Below are 16,149 nucleotides of genomic sequence, written 5' to 3'. Positions count from 1 at the left end.
CCCCCCCCCTGCTCCCCCCCACCCACCCGCTCTTCTTTCCTTTTTTTGTCTCCCCCCCCCCCCGCGGGCGGGGGGGGGGGGGGGCGCCCCCCAGGCGGCGTCCGATGAGGCGCTGCTTTTTTTCGAAGGCCGCTGTGCCCCCATCCCAGCCTTCCCCCAGAGGGGGAAGGAGCAATACTTCAGGGCGAGGTTTCGCATGGCTTCAGTGCTCCACGCCGAGATACGCCCGAATGACGTCCTCGTTGTTCCGCACCTCATCCGGCGTGCCGTCGCCGATCTTCTTGCCGTAGTCCAGCACCACCACGCGGTCGGAGATGTCCATCACCACGCCCATGTCGTGCTCGATCAGCACGACGGTCGCGCCGAACTCGTCGTTCACGTCGAGGATGAAGCGGCTCATGTCCTGCTTCTCCTCCACGTTCATGCCCGCCATCGGCTCGTCCAGCAGCAGCACCTGCGGCTCCATCGCGAGCGCGCGGCCGAGGTCGACGCGCTTCTGCAGGCCGTAGGGCAGGCGGCCCACCGGCGTCTTGCGGTGCGCCTGGATTTCCAGGAAGTCGATGATGTGCTCGACGAACTCGCGGTGCGCGAGCTCTTCGCGCTCGGCCGGTCCCCAGCGCAGTGCCTGCGCGAGCAGGCCGCTCTTCATCTTGAGGTTGCGGCCCGTCATGATGTTGTCGAGCACGCTCATGCCCTTGAAGAGGGCCAGGTTCTGGAAGGTGCGCGCCACGCCCATCTCGGCCACCTGGCGCGAGTTCATGTGCTTGAAGGTCTGGCCCCGGAAGGTGATGGAGCCCTGCTGCGGCCAGTACACGCCGTTGATGCAGTTCAGCATCGAGCTCTTGCCCGCGCCGTTCGGCCCGATGATGGCCCGCACCTCGTGCTCGCGCACGTTGAAGCTGATGTCCGTCAGCGCCTTCACGCCGCCGAAGCTCAGCGAGATGTTCTGCACGTCGAGGATGACCTCGCCGTCCTTGCGGCCGCCTCGGGTCGTTGTTGCAAGCATGGAGGCCTCGGTGTGGTTGTGCGCGTTCATGCGGCCGCCTTGACCAGTGGAAAGCGCTTCGCGTCGACGATCTTCAGCGTGGCACTCACCGAGCCCGTGCGCCCGTCCTCGAACTTGACCTGCGTCTCGATGAACTGCTCGGTCTTGCCGCCGTAGAGCGCACTGACCAGCACCGCGTATTTCTCGGCGATGAAGCCGCGGCGCACCTTGCGCGTGCGGGTCAGCTCGTCGTCGTCGGGATCGAGCTCCTTGTGCAGCACCAGGAAGCGCGCGATCTGCGTCTCGCCCATGGCGTCCTCGCTTGCAAGGTCGGCATTCACCTTGGCGATGCAGTCGGCCACCAGCGCCAGAACCTCGGGCTTGCCGGCCAGGTCGACGTAGCCGCCGTACGCCAGCCCGCGGCGCTCGGCCCAGTTGCCGACGGCCTCGTAGTCGATGTTGATGGCGGCGCACACTTCGTCGCGGCCGTTGCCGAAGCACACGGCTTCCTTGATCTGCGGGAAGAACTTGAGCTTGTTCTCGATGTAGTTGGGTGCGAAGATCGCGCCGCCCACGAGCCGGCCCACGTCCTTGGCGCGGTCGATGATGCGCAGGTGGCCCTCGCTGTCGAGCACGCCCGCGTCGCCGGTGTGGAAGTAGCCGTTCGCGTCCAGCACCTCGGCGGTGGCATCGGGGCGCTTGTAGTACTCCTTGAGCACCGACACGCCGCGCACCAGCACCTCGCCGTCCTCGGCGATCTTCAGCTCGATGCCCGGCGCGGCCGTGCCCACGGTCTGCAGCTTGACCTTGCCGTCCTGCTGCAGGCACACGTAGGCGCAGGTCTCGGTCTGGCCGTAGAACTGCTTGAGGTTCACGCCGATGGAGCGGTAGAAGCGGAACAGGTCGGGCCCGATGGCGGCACCGGCCGTATAGGCCACGCGGATGCGGCTCATGCCCAGCACGTTGCGCAGCGGCCCATAGATCAGCAGGTTGCCCAGGCTGTACATGAACCGGTCGCCGGTGCCCACGGGCGCGCCGTTGAGGATGTCCGCGCCCACGCGCTGTGCCAGGGCCATGAACTTCGCGTACAGCCAGCGCTTGGGCGCCGCCGCGTCTTCCATGCGGATCGACACTGCAGTGAGCAAGCCTTCGAAGGTGCGCGGCGGGCCGAAGTAGTAGCTCGGGCCGATCTCGCGCATGTCGTTCATCACTGTCTCGGCCGACTCGGGGCAGTTGAGCGTGAAGCCGCCCACCAGCCACTGTGCCACCGAGAACAGGTGGTCGCCCACCCACGCCATCGGCAGGTAGCTCATGATGTTGTCGCCGGGGCCGAGCCTGTCGGTCTCCACGCCGCCGCGACCCGCTGCGATGAAACTCGCATGCGTCTGGCACACGCCCTTGGGGCGCCCGGTGGTGCCCGAGGTGTAGAGGATCACGCCCACGTCGGTGGCTTCGCCGCCGGCCACGGCGCGGTCGTAGTAGCCCAGGTTGGCCTTGTCGAATTCGCGACCCAGCGCGCGCAGCTGCTCGTAGCTCATCAGCCCCGGCTGGTCGTAGTGGCGCAGGCCCTTGGGGTCGTCGTAGATGATGTGGCGGATGCCGTGCTGCTGGTCTTTTTGCAACTCGCGGCACTCGAGCAGCTTGTCGACCTGCTCCTGGTCTTCGACGACCACGAACTCCACGGCCGCGTCCTGCAGCATGAAGACCATTTCACTCGCCACCGCGTCCTGGTACAGCGGCACCGGCACGCCGCGCAGGCTTTGCGCGGCGATCACCGCCATGTAGAGGTGTGGCCGGTTGGCGCCGACGATGGCGAGGTTGTCGAAGGCCTTGAAGCCGAGGCTCGCGAGGCCGCAGGCCATTTCGCGCACTTCCTGCGCCACGGCGTTCCAGGTCCAGGTTTGCCAGATGCCGAGGTCCTTCTCGCGCACGGCGGGCGCCTCGGGTTGGGCCTCGGCATGCGCGAGCAGCAGACGGGGGAAGGTGGGGGCGGTTGTTTGCACAGTGGGCGGATCGTAGGTCTCACTTTGACGCCCGGTTGTCATTCCAACGACAATCCTAGGGACACTACTCCCCGGAGTTTCCCGATGCCTCACGGCAATCTCAACCACAACGTGCTCGGCGGTTCGATCAAGGATCGCGTGCGTCCCGCCAATGCCGCGGAACTCGAAGGCATCCCCTGGCTGCCCACGCTCACGCCCGCCGAGCGCCGCCGCGCCGAAGCCGCGCTGGTGGTGGGCGAGGCCGAGCCCGGCGACCTGGTGTGCCGCGTCGGCCGCTCGCCGACCTACTGGTTCGGCGTGGTCGAGGGGTTGCTCAAGATGAGCAACGACAACGCCGACGGCGGCTCGGTCACCTACACCGGCGTGCCGCCAGGCGGCTGGTTCGGCGAAGGCACGGTGATGAAGCGCGAGCCCTACCGCTACAACATCCAGGCGTTGCGGCGCAGCCTGGTGGCGGGGCTGCCGATCGAAAGCTTCCACTGGCTGCTCGACCACTCCATCGGCTTCAACCGCTTCGTGATGAACCAGCTCAACGAGCGGCTGGGCCAGTTCATCGCGGCGCTGGAGATCGACCGGCTCAACAACCCCGACGCGCGCGTGGCACGCAACCTGGTGTCGCTGTTCAATCCGGTGCTGTACCCGGGCGTGGGCGAGGTGCTGCGTATCACGCAGCAGGAGCTGGCCTACCTGGTCGGCCTCTCGCGCCAGCGCGTGAACGAGGCGCTGAACGGCCTCTCGGCACAGGGCCTGATCCGCGTGGAGTACGGTGGGCTGCGCGTGCTCGACCTGCCGGGCCTGCGCGCGACCGCGATGTCGAACAAGAAGAACGCCTCGGCGGAAACGGAAAACACATGACCCTCAAAGACCAGCTCCAGGTGGTGCCCGCGAACGCGGAAGCCGCCTTCATCTCGCCGTCAGAGGCGCCGAAGACGAAGGCCGAGGACGCCGGCCCGACGCTGCAGGAGGCCATCGAACGCAACGACGCGTTGAACGAGAAGCTCGATGCGCTCAACGAAATACTGGCCAAGCCGCTCAGCGAAATTCTTGCCGACCGCGAGAAGTCCGAAGAGGCCGCGCTCGCGTGGGACCGCTTCGGCGCGATGTGGATGCTCTCGCAGCGCGCGATGCGACGCGTGGCGCTCGACCTTGCGGCGCAGCTCGGCGTGAGCGAGGAAGAAGTCGTCGCGCGTGCCATGGCCAATGCCAATGCGGTACTCAACGGCGCAGACGAGGTCGACCTCGACGGCACCATCGCGCCTGCGCAGCTGCAGCACATCGCCCGCCACCGCAACTTCCTGCGCAAGCAGTTCCGTACCGGTTGAGCACCAGGGCCTCTCGATACCGCTTAACCTCCCCGCCTTCGTTCAAGAAAGAGCTTCCCGATGACCGCTTCCCACCTCACCCTTATCACCGGCGCCTCGCGTGGCCTGGGCCGTGCCATGGCCGAACAGCTGCTGCAGGCCGGCCACACGGTGCTGGGCATCTCGCGCAAGCAGGATCCGGCGCTTGCTGAGGTAGCCAAGGCCGCCGGGGCCGAACTCGTGCAATGGGAGCAGGACCTGTCCGACCCCGTGGCCGCATCGGCCCGCGTGTCGGCTTGGCTCAAGACCATTGACGCGCAACGCTTCGACAGCGTCACGCTCATCAACAACGCCGGCACCGTCGGCAACCCCGCGCCGCTGTCCAGCGCCGTCGAGGCCGAGCTGTCGCTGGCCCTGCGCATCGGCCTCGAAGCGCCGATGCTGCTGACGGCCGCGTTCCTGGGCGCGACGCGCGAATGGCGTGGTGCACGCAAGGTGCTGAACATCTCGTCGGGCCTGGGCCGCAACGCCATGGGCAGCCAGGCGCCTTACTGCGCGTCCAAGGCCGGCATGGACCATTTCTCGCGCGCCGTGGCGCTGGAAGAAGCGAATGCGCCGAACGGTGCGCGCATCGTCTCGCTGGCGCCTGGCATCGTCGACACCGACATGCAGGTGCAGCTGCGCGGCGCATCGGCCGAGAAGTTTCCGGACCGCACGCGCTTCGTGAGCATGAAGGAGGACGGCCGGCTCGACAGCCCCGCCACCGCAGCGGCCAAGGTGCTCAACTACCTGGCGCGCGAAGACTTCGGCAACAACCCCGTGGCCGACGTGCGCGATCCGGCCTGAACGCAGAAGAAGCGAGCGAGCACACCATGGCCACCGCCAAGTCGATCGACACCAACGACTACAAGCTCTTCCCGTCGCCGAGGAACGTGCATCGCATCGTCTTCGAGCATCAGGTCTTCGTGCCGTATCCGTACGCGCTGATCGTGATGGATGAGTTCTACTTCAAGGGCCGCTACAGCCTGTTCTCGGCCTGCAGGATGAGCGACGGGAAGATGGGGCAGGTGGCGACGTTCGAGGACGCGGCGGACGTGGAAATCTTCAACAGGAAGTTCACGCCGGACTGAGCCCGGTATTTCTCCCTTCCCTTCCGGGGGAGGGCAGGGGGGGGGGCAAGCGGCGCATCCATCGCTCATGGCATGTTCGGCGCCGTCAGCCCCCATCCCAACCTTCCCCCAAAGGGGGAAGGGGCAAGAAGGGCTACTCGATCGTCGCGCCCGAGGCTTGCACGATGCCCTTCCACTTCTCGTAGTCGGTCTTCAGCAGCGCGCCGAACTGCTCCGGCGTCATGCTTTGCGGCTCCGCGCCCTGGGCAATGATGGCCGCCTTCATTTCGGGCGTGGCCAGCAGTTTGTTGATCGCCGCATTCAGTGTGGCGACGACGTCCTTGGGCGTGCCGGCCGGCACGAAGACGCCGTACCAGGTGCTCACGTCGAAGTCCTTGTAGCCCAGCTCGGCCACGGTGGGCGTGTCGGGCAGCGAGGTGCTGCGCTTGGCGGAGGTGACCGCCAGCGGGCGCAGCTTGCCGGCCTTGATCTGGGCCATGGCCGAGGGCACCGACGACACCATCAGGTCGACGTTGCCCGCGAGCACGTCCATCATGGCCGCGTTGGAGCCCTTGTAGGGCACGTGGCGCATCTTGATCTTGGCGGCGCCGTTGAAGATCTCGCCGGCCAGGTGGATGGTGGTGCCGTTGCCTGGCGAGCCGTAGGTGACCGTGTCGGGCGCGGCGCGCGCAGCCGTGACCACGTCGTTCAGCGTCTTGAACTTCGAGTTGGCCTGCGTGACGATCACCACCGGCGTGTAGGCCACGTGGGCTACGGCGGTCAGGTCCTTCACCGGGTTGTAGCTCAGGTTCTTGTAGAGCCAGGGCGCGACGACCATGTTGTCCTTCTGGCCCATCACGATGTCGTAGCCCGTGGGCGCGGCGCGCGCGGCCTCGGCAATGCCGATGGTGCCGCCGGCACCTGCGCGGTTGTCAGGCACCACGGTCCAGTGGTTCGCCTCGGTGAGCTTCTGGGCCACGAGGCGCGCCAGGATGTCGGTGCCGCCTCCGGGCGGGAAGGGCACGATCATGCGGATGGGCTTGGCGGGGTAGGACTGCGCCTGTGCAGCCGTGGCAAAGGCCAGGGGAAGTGCCAGCGCGAGGGCCAGCGAGCGGATGAGTTTGCGGATCATGGGGTTGTCTCTGTATGGGGGCGAATCGGGTTGCAGACTTGAGGCCTCGTCGGGCACTGCACCGGGGTGCAGTGTGCCGGAAGCGGAGCCGCAGGGTTTTCGTGGTTCGCGAAGGGCCTCTTCTCGGGCTGCGGCGGCTCCGCAACGTGCATTGCTTCACGAATTGCGCACGTGCGCACGCGATGGCTACTTTGGGTTGCTTTCGGGGTGGCCAGAGCGGGTTACATAATCCAACAAAACGGCCCCCCAGACCCTGAGGGCGGCCAATCAGGGAGTCTCATGTTCATCTTCGATCGTGCGAGTGCGCGTGCTCGCCCGCGCCCGTGAAAAGGCGCGTCACCCTCCGCTCGCCCTTGGGCGACGCGTTGCAGTTCCATCGCCTGGCCGGGCGCGAAGCGCTGCACCAGCTCTTCGAATTCGACGTCGACTTGCTGGGCCACAGCAACGCCATCGACCCGAAAGCCCTGCTCGGCAAGACGGCCACCGTGGCGATGGAAACCGAGCGCGGCGACCTGCGTTATCTCGGCGGCATCGTCACCTGCTTCGGCCTGATTGAAGAAGACGCGCGCCAGTCCTTCTACGAGATGAAGCTGCGCCCATGGCTGTGGCTGGCAACACGTCGGAGCGACTTCCGGGTCTTCCAGGGCAAAACCGTCCCCGACATCCTCACCGAAGTGCTCGACAGCTACGGCTACCCCATCGAGAAGAGGCTCAGCCGCGAATACCGGTCGTGGGACTACTGCGTGCAGTATCACGAAAGCGATTTTTCGTACATCTCGCGCCTGTGCGAATTGGAAGGCATCTACTACTACTTCAGGCACGAAGCAGAGCGGCACGTGCTGATGTTCGCGGACGACATCGCCATCTCCCACGATCCGTTGCCCGGAGGCGATACCGTGCGCTTCCACCCGCTGGAGAAAGCGGGCATGACCGGAGGTGGCTCAAGTCCGAGCGAGCGCATCTATGAATGGCAGTCCGGCGAAGAAATCCGCCCGGGGTTTCATTTCACCAACGACTACGACCCCCTCAAGCCCAGGGCGGACCTTTCCAACCAACGTCAAATGCCCCCAGGCCATGCCCATGACTCCTTCGAACTGTACGAATGGCCTGGTGGCTACAAGCAGCACAACGACGGCGAAGCCTACGCGCGCATCCGTACTGAAGAACAGTTGAGCGAGCGCAGTGCTGCGAGCGGGCATTCCAACAGGCGCGATCTGGCGCCGGGCCACACCTTCCAGCTCGCCAGCCACCCGAGGGAAGACCAGAATCAGAAATACCTTCTGACCGGCGTCGAGTACGAGCTGCAGGAAAATCTTCAAGCCAGCGAAGGTGCCGACGCCTCCGAAGGCTCCGTTCAGCGTTTCGCCTTCAAGGCGCAGCCCGTGACTTACGCATGGCGACCGCCGCGCACCACGCCCAGGCCGCGCACACGTGGCCCGCAGACGGCCATCGTGGTCGGCCCGGAGAACGAAGAAATATGGGCCGATCGGTACGGCCGCGTCAAAATCCAGTTCTACTGGGATCGTCTGGGTCAGCGTAACGAGAACTCCAGTTGCTGGGTGCGCGTGGCCATGTCTTGGGCCGGCGCGACCTTCGGCACCGCGGCCTTGCCGCGCATCGGCCAGGAAGTCATCGTCGATTTCCTGAGCGGCGATCCGGACTACCCCATCATCACAGGGCGTGTGTTCAATGCCGAGAACATGCCCGCGTGGCACCTGCCCGATCAGAAGAACCTCTCGGGCATTCGCAGCCGCGAACTGAGCCCAGAAGGCAGTTCTGGCGGGACGCGCGGCAATCATCTGGCGCTGGACGACCATCCCGGAAAAATCCAGGCCCAGCTCAAGAGCGATCACCTCAGCAGCAGCCTGAGCCTGGGCCACATCGGCCGCATCGACGACACGGCAGGCCGCAAAGACGACCGAGGCCAGGGCGCCGAACTGCGCACCGATGGCCACGCCGCGGTGCGCGCAGCCAGGGGCCTGCTGCTCACCACCGAGACACGGCCCCATGCGCAGGGCCACATCACCGATCTGGGCGAAACGGTCGCGCGCCTGACGGCCGCGCGCGATCTGCATGAACGCCAGAGCCAGACCGCCCAACAGGCCAAGGCGCACGGGGCGGGCGATCAGGACGCCGTCACCCAAGCGCTGAAGGAACAGAACGACGCCATCAAGGGCAGGGGTGGCGACAGGCAGGATGGCCGGTTTCCGGAGCTCGACGAACCCCATCTGGTGATCGCCAGTGCGGCGGGCATCCAGAGCACGGCGGCAGGCGCCACGCACATCGCCAGCATCACCCACAACGCATTGAGCAGCGGCGGCCACACCAGCATCAGCGCGGGCAAGAGCTTCCTGGCCAGCGTGAAGGAAGCCGTGCGCCTGTTCGCCTACAAGTCCATCCGCCTGACTGCGGCGACCGCCGGCATCGACATCGTCGCCCTGCAAAACAGCATCAACCTCCTGGCGAAGCTCGACATCAAGCTGGAGGCCGAAAAGATCAGCATCACCGCCAAGGAAGAGATCCTGATCAACGGGGGCAGCAGCTTTACCAGGTGGAACGCCTCGGGGATCGTGCATGGCACCCGCGGGCTTTGGCGCGAGCATGCGGGGGGCCACAGCTTTGCGGGGCCTATGAGTATGGAAAAACTTCTGCGGATGCAAGGCGTCGGTCACGACGACAAATACAGCGTTCGCTTCGCCCCTCTTGGCAGCGACGAAGTCTTCAAGCATGTGGAAATGGCAGGGCTGCCTTACAAAATCCTTGACGAGCGGCAAGCCATCACGGCCGAAGGGATCATTCCGGACGACGGACGACTTCCAAGAATCACCTTCGAGACGCCCGACGAGGCGACGCTGATCGTGGGTGAAGAGACGTGGGACTGGAACCCAGTTCCCACGATTCGCACGCGGCAGAGCGATCCCAATACCGCCGAAATAGAAAGCCAGGAGGCCGTCGAGAGCGATGGCGTGGACGACGGCTTGGACACCATCGAAAACTCAAAGTACGCCCAATCAGGCGTCGGTTCTGGCCTCAACCATTTTCTTTCTGAATCGGCGGTGGAAGCCCATCTGAATGGACTGGCCTGAGTTCTTGGATATGACATGTCAAAGCTGATATCCGCTACCTATCACCCCAACATCGAAGTCGCAGAGTTCATCTGTGAGGATGGCCGCCATTTGCTGCGCTCCGGTGGAACACTGCCATGGCGAATCAACAACCCCGGCGACTTGACGGCTCGAATGGTAGGTGGCGCGCCCGCCCCCAGGAAGGCCAAAGGCTATGTCGGGTTTGCCACGACCAAATCCGGCAGAACCTTCCTGATCTTTCCCGATGAGGATTCCGGGCGGACAGAGCTGAAGGCAAACCTGAAACGCTTGCACGGCGATCGAACCATCCCCGAAGCCATTCCTGTCTATGCCCCCAAGGGGGAAAACAACACGGAAAAATACGCAAACGACCTGCTCCGCACGAGCGGCATTCCGGCCGACCGGAAGCTCAGCGAATGCACCGACGCCGAGCTCGAAAAGATAGTGGACAGCATCTCGGAAATCGAGGGCTACCACGCCAAGCCTGAAACCCGCAAGGAAACATGGGTGGTCGTGAGCACGATCAACGCCACCAATGGCAGCCAGCCCTTGCCCGACACGGAAATCATCCTGCAAAGAGGAAGCAGGGAGGAAAAGGTCAAATCCGATGCCACAGGCCGCTTCCCGTTGGTGATCCATCCTTCGGACAAGGCCGCTGTGCACGTCAAGGTCACAGACCCGAAGACCAAGGAGCCCGTGAAGGTCGGGACGATTCAAGGCGACACCGGTCAGGACTTCAATCTTCTGGCGAAGTTCAGAAAATGGAAAGGTGTTGCGGGCTCGGAGAAGATCAACAGTTCGACGCCCGGCCAGAAGAAACCGATGAGCTACGTGGTGCAGCCCGGAGACAGCCTGGGAAAGATCGCGAAGCTGTATCGCACCAGCGTTGCCGCAATCAAGGATGCCAACGAGCTGAGCAGCGACCGGATCTATCCTGGCGAAGTGCTGCTGATTGGTGGGAGGGGCAAGGAGCCTGGCGCAGCACAGTCGGCTTCAATTTCCACCGCACCAAAAACTGCATCAGCAAGCACGCCACTAATTCCGAAAGCCCGACCTCGTGCTGCTCCGCCAGCAGCGCCTATTCCGTCAAGCACGCAACCCTCGGATTCGGAACGATCCAAGGAGGGAACGGGAAAGGTCTTGGCACTGATCAATCCGTGGCCTGGGCGAGCGCCGTGGATGCCTATTGCGATTGTGGAGGCGAAGCTTAGAGCTGGTGAAACCGAATCTACTCTGCAAGACAAAATAAATTATCACGTCGAAATCAACGATGGCTTGAAATCTCTGAACGGGAACAGCAACGCGTGGTGTGCTGCTTTTGTCAATTGGTGTCTGTCGCAGGCAAAATATCCGATCGACAACGTCAATTTTCCCAATCACAGGACCGCGAAAGCGCGTGCACACGGCTTTTACGAAGTAGACGGGCCTAAGGAAAAATCTGAAAAAGTAGGACAAATGATCCGAAACCCTTTGTTTGTGGAATTGGATAAGCCAATATACGGCGCTATCGCGATGGTCACGTCAAAATCCGGTCACGGACATCATGTCGGCTTCGTCTATGCAAAGTATGGCAGTGAAGATCTAATTCTTCTTGGAGGAAATCAACGCAATCAAATAAGATTTTCCCCTTTTTCGAAGGAGGTGAGGGCTGCTGCGAAAGTAAAGGGGAAAAATGGAAAAATGGAAATCAAAAAATCGGGAAGCTCGGATTATTTGAAATACTTTGTTCCCATTTCTTATTATGAGCAAGCTAAAGAAGATCTAAACGATCCCGGGTTGGAGGAGGCGGATTCTGTGCCATTGAATCTGATGCTGGGAATACCTCTCGAAAAACGAGAAAAAAGCGCAAGTCAATCAAACAGAGATATTTTGTAACGGGAGCTGAGTATGACGAATTTTTTGTTCTTCAAAAATTTGGTTTTTGCATCTTGGGTGGCCTTTTTGTTTGGTTTTTCTTTGAACTCATTTGCGGGATATAGGAATGATCGACTTGTGGTTTGGGTGAACCTGGAGAGAGGGGGCAAGGGGTTGAATGTTGATGAGGTAATTCATGATTTCATACATTCAGGTCGAGTTGATTCGAGTTGCGGCGTGCGCTGGGAGCAGTGGGGGTCAACCTTGTATATGAGGAAGCGCCCTGATGGAATTACTGATGATCTGATTCGAAAGGTTTTTATTGAAAAAGACAGGCCATCGCTTCAGCGTTTGAATCACTTGCTAAAATCGTTCAAAGATCCCGAAATTGGGGCGGATGAAGGATTGGATGGCGTCGTGGTTTACTCCAGCAAAGGTGGGGCTCGCATGATGAATTTCATAAGAGGTAGGAAGAAGATCAAAAGCTACTCGTTGACTTCGAACAATTCCTTGGTTAAGGCTCAAGATGTCGAAGAAGCGTTTTGCGTGCTTTTGCCTCCCACAACCCGCGCGCCGTAGAGCTTTCGATCGCTCCACGGGTCGTGCGAGCAACTAGCGCGGTATTGACACCGGCTGCCGCGAGGCAAATACTTCACCGAATGGTTGAGTATTTTTGGCTCGCCCGCCGCGCGTCCACCGCGCAATGGGCTTCACAGGAGACTCCCATGCTCGGAAACATCAACGCCGTGGCCAACCTCGCGGTGAAAGACCTGGCCGTGGCGCGCCGCTTCTACGAAGACACGCTGGGCCTGACACAGGTCGATGCGCAAGGCGAGGAGGTGATCGTCTATCGCAGCGGCACTACGCGGATCAACGTCTACCGCTCCTCATTCGCCGGCACCAACCAGGCCACGGCCGTGACCTGGTCGGTCGATGGCGATATCGAGCGGCTCGTGGCGGCGCTCAAGGCCAAGGGCGTGCGCTTCGAGCACTACGACATGCCCGGCATGAAGCTCGAAGGCGACATCCATGTCATGGACCACATGAAGGTCGCCTGGTTCAAGGACCCGGACGGCAACATCCTCAACCTGATCAACGGCTGATGAGGATGCCGCGGCCGAACCCGGTCAGCCGAAGTTCTTCGCCGCGAAGTCCCAGTTCGCCAGCTTGGCCAGGAAGGTCTCGACGAACTTCGGGCGCAGGTTGCGGTAGTCGATGTAGTAGGCGTGCTCCCACACGTCCACCGTCAGCACCGGGGTGTCGCCGGTGGTCAGCGGCGTGCCCGCGGCGCCCATGTTCACGATGTCCAGCGAGCCGTCGGCCTTCTTCACCAGCCACGTCCAGCCCGAGCCGAAATTGCCCACGGCCGACTTCACGAAGGCTTCCTTGAACGCGTCGTAGCTGCCCCACTTGGCGTCGATGGCCTTGGCCAGGGCACCGGTCGGAGCGCCGCCGCCCTGGGGCTTCATGCAGTTCCAGAAGAAGGTGTGGTTCCAGATCTGTGCGGCGTTGTTGTAGATACCGCCGCTGGACTTCTTGACGATCTCCTCGAGCGTCATCGATTCGAACTCGGTGCCCTTCTGCAGGTTGTTGAGGTTCACCACGTAGGCGTTGTGGTGCTTGCCGTAGTGGTATTCGAGGGTTTCCTTCGAATACTCGGGCGCCAGTGCGTCGAGGGCGTACGGCAAGGGAGGGAGCATGTGTTCCATGGTGGGTTTCCTTTGGTAGTGATGAAAAAAATCAGGTGCCCTGCCTGGGGCTGACCTGGTAGGCGCAGCGCCGCGCGCCCGCGAGCACGTGCTCGACGCGGCTGACGCTCACGTCGGGCCCCAGCACCGCGTCGAAAAGCTGCAGTTCGCTGCGGCAAAAGCCTGTGCAGGCCTGTGCCGCGGTGCAGATGGGGCAGTGGTTCTCGATGAAGAGGAAGCCGTCGCCCTCGGGCCGGAACTCGGCCATGTAGCCTTCGCGGCTGCGAATGTCGGCCAGCCGCTCCAGCCGCGTCTGGAGGCTGCGCGCGCCGCGCAGGGCCTCGGCGTAGTTGGCGCGCATGGTGTCTTCGCGCGCGGCGATGAGCTGGTCCATGCCGGTGTTTCCGAACACGCGGATCACGGCACTGATCATCTGCACCGTCATCTCGGCATGCGTGTCGGGAAAGCGCTTGTGGCCTTCGCCGGTGAGCCGCCAGATCTGCGTCGGCCGCCCGCGCCCGCCGGGGCGGCTTTGCGCATCGACCAGGCCGTCGGCCTCCAGCTTGACCATCTGCTGGCGCACCGCTTCCACCGTGACCTTCAGCACCTTGGCGATGTCGGGAATGCCGAGCGCCCCGCGCGTCTTGAGCGTGGACAGGATGCGGTCGGCCGGCTGGTGCGGCAACCAGGCGGGCTTGGCGTCGATGGGGGCGGGCATGGACGGCTTCGTGGGGGATGCGCAGGATCGATCTGCCATTTATCAAGCAAACGCTTTGATTATTGAACAAGGCCGCGAACGCTGTCGAGGACGGCGGCGCAATGACCTCGGCAGGCCGCGGGGCTATCGGGGACGGGGCGCGTTTTTACGTTTTCTTTATGCGGCCCCACGGACTCTGTTCCCCGTTTTTACGCACCGCTGCCGAGACTGAAGGTCTTGAATTTCGCTGCAGGAGTTGATGAATGGACATCGTCTGGATGGGCGCCTTGCTGGCGCTGTGGGCCGTGGTGGCGGCCATGGTGATCGGGCTGAACAGGCTCGATGCGCCGAAACCATCGAACAAGGCGCCGGGCGCCGCCGATGGAGCCGCATCGTGATCAGCCTCGAAGTTCTTTATGGCTTCGGCGCGTTGATCGCCGTGGTTCTTTTCGCGTACCTGGTGTTCGCGCTGATCTGCGCGGAGGAATTCTGAAATGACTTCTTCCGCCTGGGGCCTGCTGGCCCTTTTCCTGGTCCTGCTGGGACTGCTCGCGTGGCCGGTCGGCAAGTTCCTTGCCGCACTGTGCAACGAGCGCGTGCCGCGCTGGATGCAGCGCATCGAGGCGCCGCTCTACAAGCTCGCGGGCACCAAGCCCGAGCAGCCGATGCACTGGCTGCGCTATGCCTTCGCGCTGCTGGCCTTCAATGCCATTGGCGCGATCTTCGTCTATGCGCTGCAGCGCCTGCAGGCCTGGCTGCCGCTCAACCCTGCGGGAATGGCGGCCGTGTCGCCCGACTCGGCCTTCAACACCGCGGTGAGCTTCGTCTCCAACACCAACTGGCAGGGCTACGGCGGCGAGTCGACCATGAGCTATCTCACGCAGATGCTCGGGCTCTCGGTGCAGAACTTCTTCTCCGCCGCCACCGGCATCGCCGTGGCCTTCGCGCTGGTGCGCGGCTTCGCGCGCCGCGGCGACGGCAAGGGGCTGGTGGGCAACTTCTGGGCCGACATCACGCGCGTCACGCTGTGGGTGCTGGTGCCGATCTCCTTCGTGCTCGCCGTGGTCTTCGTCGGCCAGGGCGTGATCCAGAACTTCGACGGCTACAAGGAGGTGAGCACGCTCGAAACCACCGCCTTCCAGCAGCCGAAGAACGGCGCCGACGGCCAGCCGCTGAAGGATGAAAAGGGCCAGCCGGTGATGGAAGACGCCACCACCAAGACGCAGACGCTCGCCATGGGCCCTGTCGCTTCGCAGGAGGCGATCAAGATGCTCGGCACCAACGGTGGCGGCTTCTTCAACGCCAACTCGGCGCACCCGTACGAGAACCCGACGGCGCTGGTGAACCTGCTGCAGATGCTCGCCATCTTCCTGATTCCGGCGGCGCTGTGCTTCACCTTCGGCCACGTGGTGGGCGACATGCGCCAGGGCTGGGCCGTGCTCGCGGCGATGACGGTGATGTTCGTCGTTGCCGTGATGGTCATCACGCCCGCCGAGCAGGCCGGCAACCCGCTGCTGACTTCGCTGGGCGTCGACCAGATGCACGGCGCGCTGCAGGCCGGCGGCAACATGGAAGGCAAGGAGGTGCGCTTCGGCATCGATGCCTCCTCGCTCTTCGCCGCCATCACCACGGCCGCTTCCTGCGGTGCGGTCAACGGCATGCACGACTCGCTCACCCCGATGGGCGGCATGGTGCCGCTGGTACTGATGCAGCTCGGCGAGGTGGTGTTCGGCGGCGTGGGCTCGGGCCTGTACGGCATGCTGGTCTTCGCGATGCTCGCGGTGTTCATCGCCGGCCTGATGATCGGCCGCACGCCCGAGTACCTCGGCAAGAAGATCGAGGTGCGCGAGATGAAGCTGATCTCCATCGCCATCCTGGTCACGCCGATCCTGGTGCTGGCCGGCACGGCGGTGGCGGTGATCGCGGACGCGGGCAAGGCCGGCATCGCGAACCCCGGCGCGCATGGTTTCTCCGAAATCCTGTACGCGCTGACCTCGGCCGCCAACAACAACGGCAGCGCCTTCGCGGGCCTGTCGGCCAACACACCGTTCTACAACGGGCTGCTCGCGCTGGCCATGTGGCTCGGCCGCTTCGCGATGATCGTGCCGGTGCTCGCCGTGGCCGGCGCGCTCGCGGCCAAGAAGCGCCTGCCCGTCACCAGCGGCACGCTGCCCACGCACGGCCCGCTGTTCGTCTCCTTGCTGATCGGCACCGTGCTGCTGGTCGGCTTGCTCAACTACGTGCCGGCATTGGCCCTCGGGCCGATCGTCGAACACCTCGTGCTCTGGAAATAA

The 16,149-nt window shown here is 63.4% G+C and carries 16 protein-coding genes; 11 read left to right on the top strand and 5 right to left on the bottom strand.

The features are described from left to right. Positions 1–202 precede the first annotated feature (202 nt). Together ACCC97_RS04580 and ACCC97_RS04575 are read right to left on the bottom strand one after the other, a co-directional pair. Positions 203–1,036: an ABC transporter ATP-binding protein gene (locus tag ACCC97_RS04580; RefSeq protein ID WP_413331714.1), complete on the bottom strand. Its 834-nt coding sequence runs from the start codon at positions 1,034–1,036 to the stop codon at positions 203–205. After that, on the bottom strand, positions 1,033–3,030 hold the full coding sequence (locus ACCC97_RS04575; protein ID WP_413331712.1) for an AMP-binding protein: 1,998 nt from the start codon (positions 3,028–3,030) through the stop codon (positions 1,033–1,035). Before ACCC97_RS04575 ends, ACCC97_RS04580 begins: the two co-directional genes overlap by 4 nt. 42 nt (positions 3,031–3,072) lie before the next feature. On the opposite strand from ACCC97_RS04575, the gene ACCC97_RS04570 reads away from it, so the two are divergent. From ACCC97_RS04570 to ACCC97_RS04555, 4 genes are read left to right on the top strand one after another with little or no spacing between them, the layout of a single operon-like run. Then, positions 3,073–3,843, top strand: a complete 771-nt coding sequence (locus ACCC97_RS04570; RefSeq protein WP_007830562.1) for a Crp/Fnr family transcriptional regulator — start codon at positions 3,073–3,075, stop codon at positions 3,841–3,843. Next, positions 3,840–4,310 carry a hypothetical protein gene (locus ACCC97_RS04565; protein WP_007830563.1) on the top strand — a complete coding sequence of 157 codons (471 nt, stop codon included), beginning with the start codon at positions 3,840–3,842 and terminating at the stop codon, positions 4,308–4,310. Before ACCC97_RS04570 ends, ACCC97_RS04565 begins: the two co-directional genes overlap by 4 nt. Before the next feature lie 60 nt (positions 4,311–4,370). Then, positions 4,371–5,135: an SDR family NAD(P)-dependent oxidoreductase gene (locus tag ACCC97_RS04560; protein WP_413331711.1), complete on the top strand. Its 765-nt coding sequence runs from the start codon at positions 4,371–4,373 to the stop codon at positions 5,133–5,135. A gap of 26 nt (positions 5,136–5,161) precedes the next feature. Next, positions 5,162–5,419, top strand: a complete 258-nt coding sequence (locus tag ACCC97_RS04555) for a hypothetical protein (RefSeq protein WP_007830565.1) — start codon at positions 5,162–5,164, stop codon at positions 5,417–5,419. 133 nt (positions 5,420–5,552) lie between these two features. Here the strand turns inward: ACCC97_RS04555 and ACCC97_RS04550 are convergent, their stop codons facing one another. Continuing rightward, entirely contained in the window at positions 5,553–6,530 is a 978-nt protein-coding gene (locus ACCC97_RS04550; RefSeq protein ID WP_413331710.1) for a Bug family tripartite tricarboxylate transporter substrate binding protein, read from the bottom strand. A gap of 323 nt (positions 6,531–6,853) precedes the next feature. On the opposite strand from ACCC97_RS04550, the gene ACCC97_RS04545 reads away from it, so the two are divergent. From ACCC97_RS04545 to ACCC97_RS04530, 4 genes are all read left to right on the top strand, one after another. Then, positions 6,854–9,616 carry a type VI secretion system Vgr family protein gene (locus tag ACCC97_RS04545; RefSeq protein WP_413331709.1) on the top strand — a complete coding sequence of 921 codons (2,763 nt, stop codon included), beginning with the start codon at positions 6,854–6,856 and terminating at the stop codon, positions 9,614–9,616. 15 nt (positions 9,617–9,631) lie between these two features. Continuing rightward, positions 9,632–11,491: a LysM peptidoglycan-binding domain-containing protein gene (locus ACCC97_RS04540; RefSeq protein ID WP_413331708.1), complete on the top strand. Its 1,860-nt coding sequence runs from the start codon at positions 9,632–9,634 to the stop codon at positions 11,489–11,491. Between the two features lie 12 nt (positions 11,492–11,503). Beyond that, on the top strand, positions 11,504–12,049 hold the full coding sequence (locus ACCC97_RS04535; RefSeq protein WP_413331707.1) for a hypothetical protein: 546 nt from the start codon (positions 11,504–11,506) through the stop codon (positions 12,047–12,049). Between the two features lie 146 nt (positions 12,050–12,195). After that, positions 12,196–12,573, top strand: a complete 378-nt coding sequence (locus tag ACCC97_RS04530; protein WP_007838749.1) for a VOC family protein — start codon at positions 12,196–12,198, stop codon at positions 12,571–12,573. Positions 12,574–12,597: 24 nt separating this feature from the next. On the opposite strand, the gene ACCC97_RS04525 is transcribed toward ACCC97_RS04530, so the two are convergent. Together ACCC97_RS04525 and ACCC97_RS04520 are read right to left on the bottom strand one after the other, a co-directional pair. Beyond that, positions 12,598–13,179 (bottom strand): superoxide dismutase, encoded by a 582-nt coding sequence (locus tag ACCC97_RS04525; protein WP_413315262.1) that lies wholly within the window; start codon positions 13,177–13,179, stop codon positions 12,598–12,600. A gap of 31 nt (positions 13,180–13,210) precedes the next feature. Further along, a complete protein-coding gene (locus tag ACCC97_RS04520) occupies positions 13,211–13,876 on the bottom strand; it encodes a helix-turn-helix transcriptional regulator (RefSeq protein ID WP_007838100.1) in 666 nt (221 codons plus the stop codon). Between the two features lie 242 nt (positions 13,877–14,118). Here ACCC97_RS04520 and ACCC97_RS04515 point away from each other — a divergent pair, with 242 nt between their 5' ends. The 3 genes from ACCC97_RS04515 to kdpA are packed head-to-tail and all read left to right on the top strand — an operon-like array spanning position 14,119 to position 16,149. Further along, on the top strand, positions 14,119–14,253 hold the full coding sequence (locus tag ACCC97_RS04515) for a hypothetical protein (protein ID WP_007838099.1): 135 nt from the start codon (positions 14,119–14,121) through the stop codon (positions 14,251–14,253). Then, complete coding sequence (gene kdpF / locus ACCC97_RS04510; RefSeq protein WP_019657711.1) at positions 14,250–14,348, top strand: K(+)-transporting ATPase subunit F; 99 nt, start codon at positions 14,250–14,252, stop codon at positions 14,346–14,348. The genes ACCC97_RS04515 and kdpF overlap by 4 nt, the downstream gene beginning before the upstream one ends. A gap of 1 nt (position 14,349) precedes the next feature. Then, positions 14,350–16,149, top strand: coding sequence for a potassium-transporting ATPase subunit KdpA (kdpA, locus tag ACCC97_RS04505; protein WP_413331706.1), 1,800 nt, complete (start codon positions 14,350–14,352; stop codon positions 16,147–16,149).

It is taken from the genome of Variovorax sp. Varisp85 (assembly GCF_047304045.1).
Taxonomy (GTDB): domain Bacteria; phylum Pseudomonadota; class Gammaproteobacteria; order Burkholderiales; family Burkholderiaceae_C; genus Variovorax.
The sequence above is the reverse complement of the archived record's forward strand: the minus strand, read 5'-3'. Positions and strand labels throughout refer to the sequence as shown.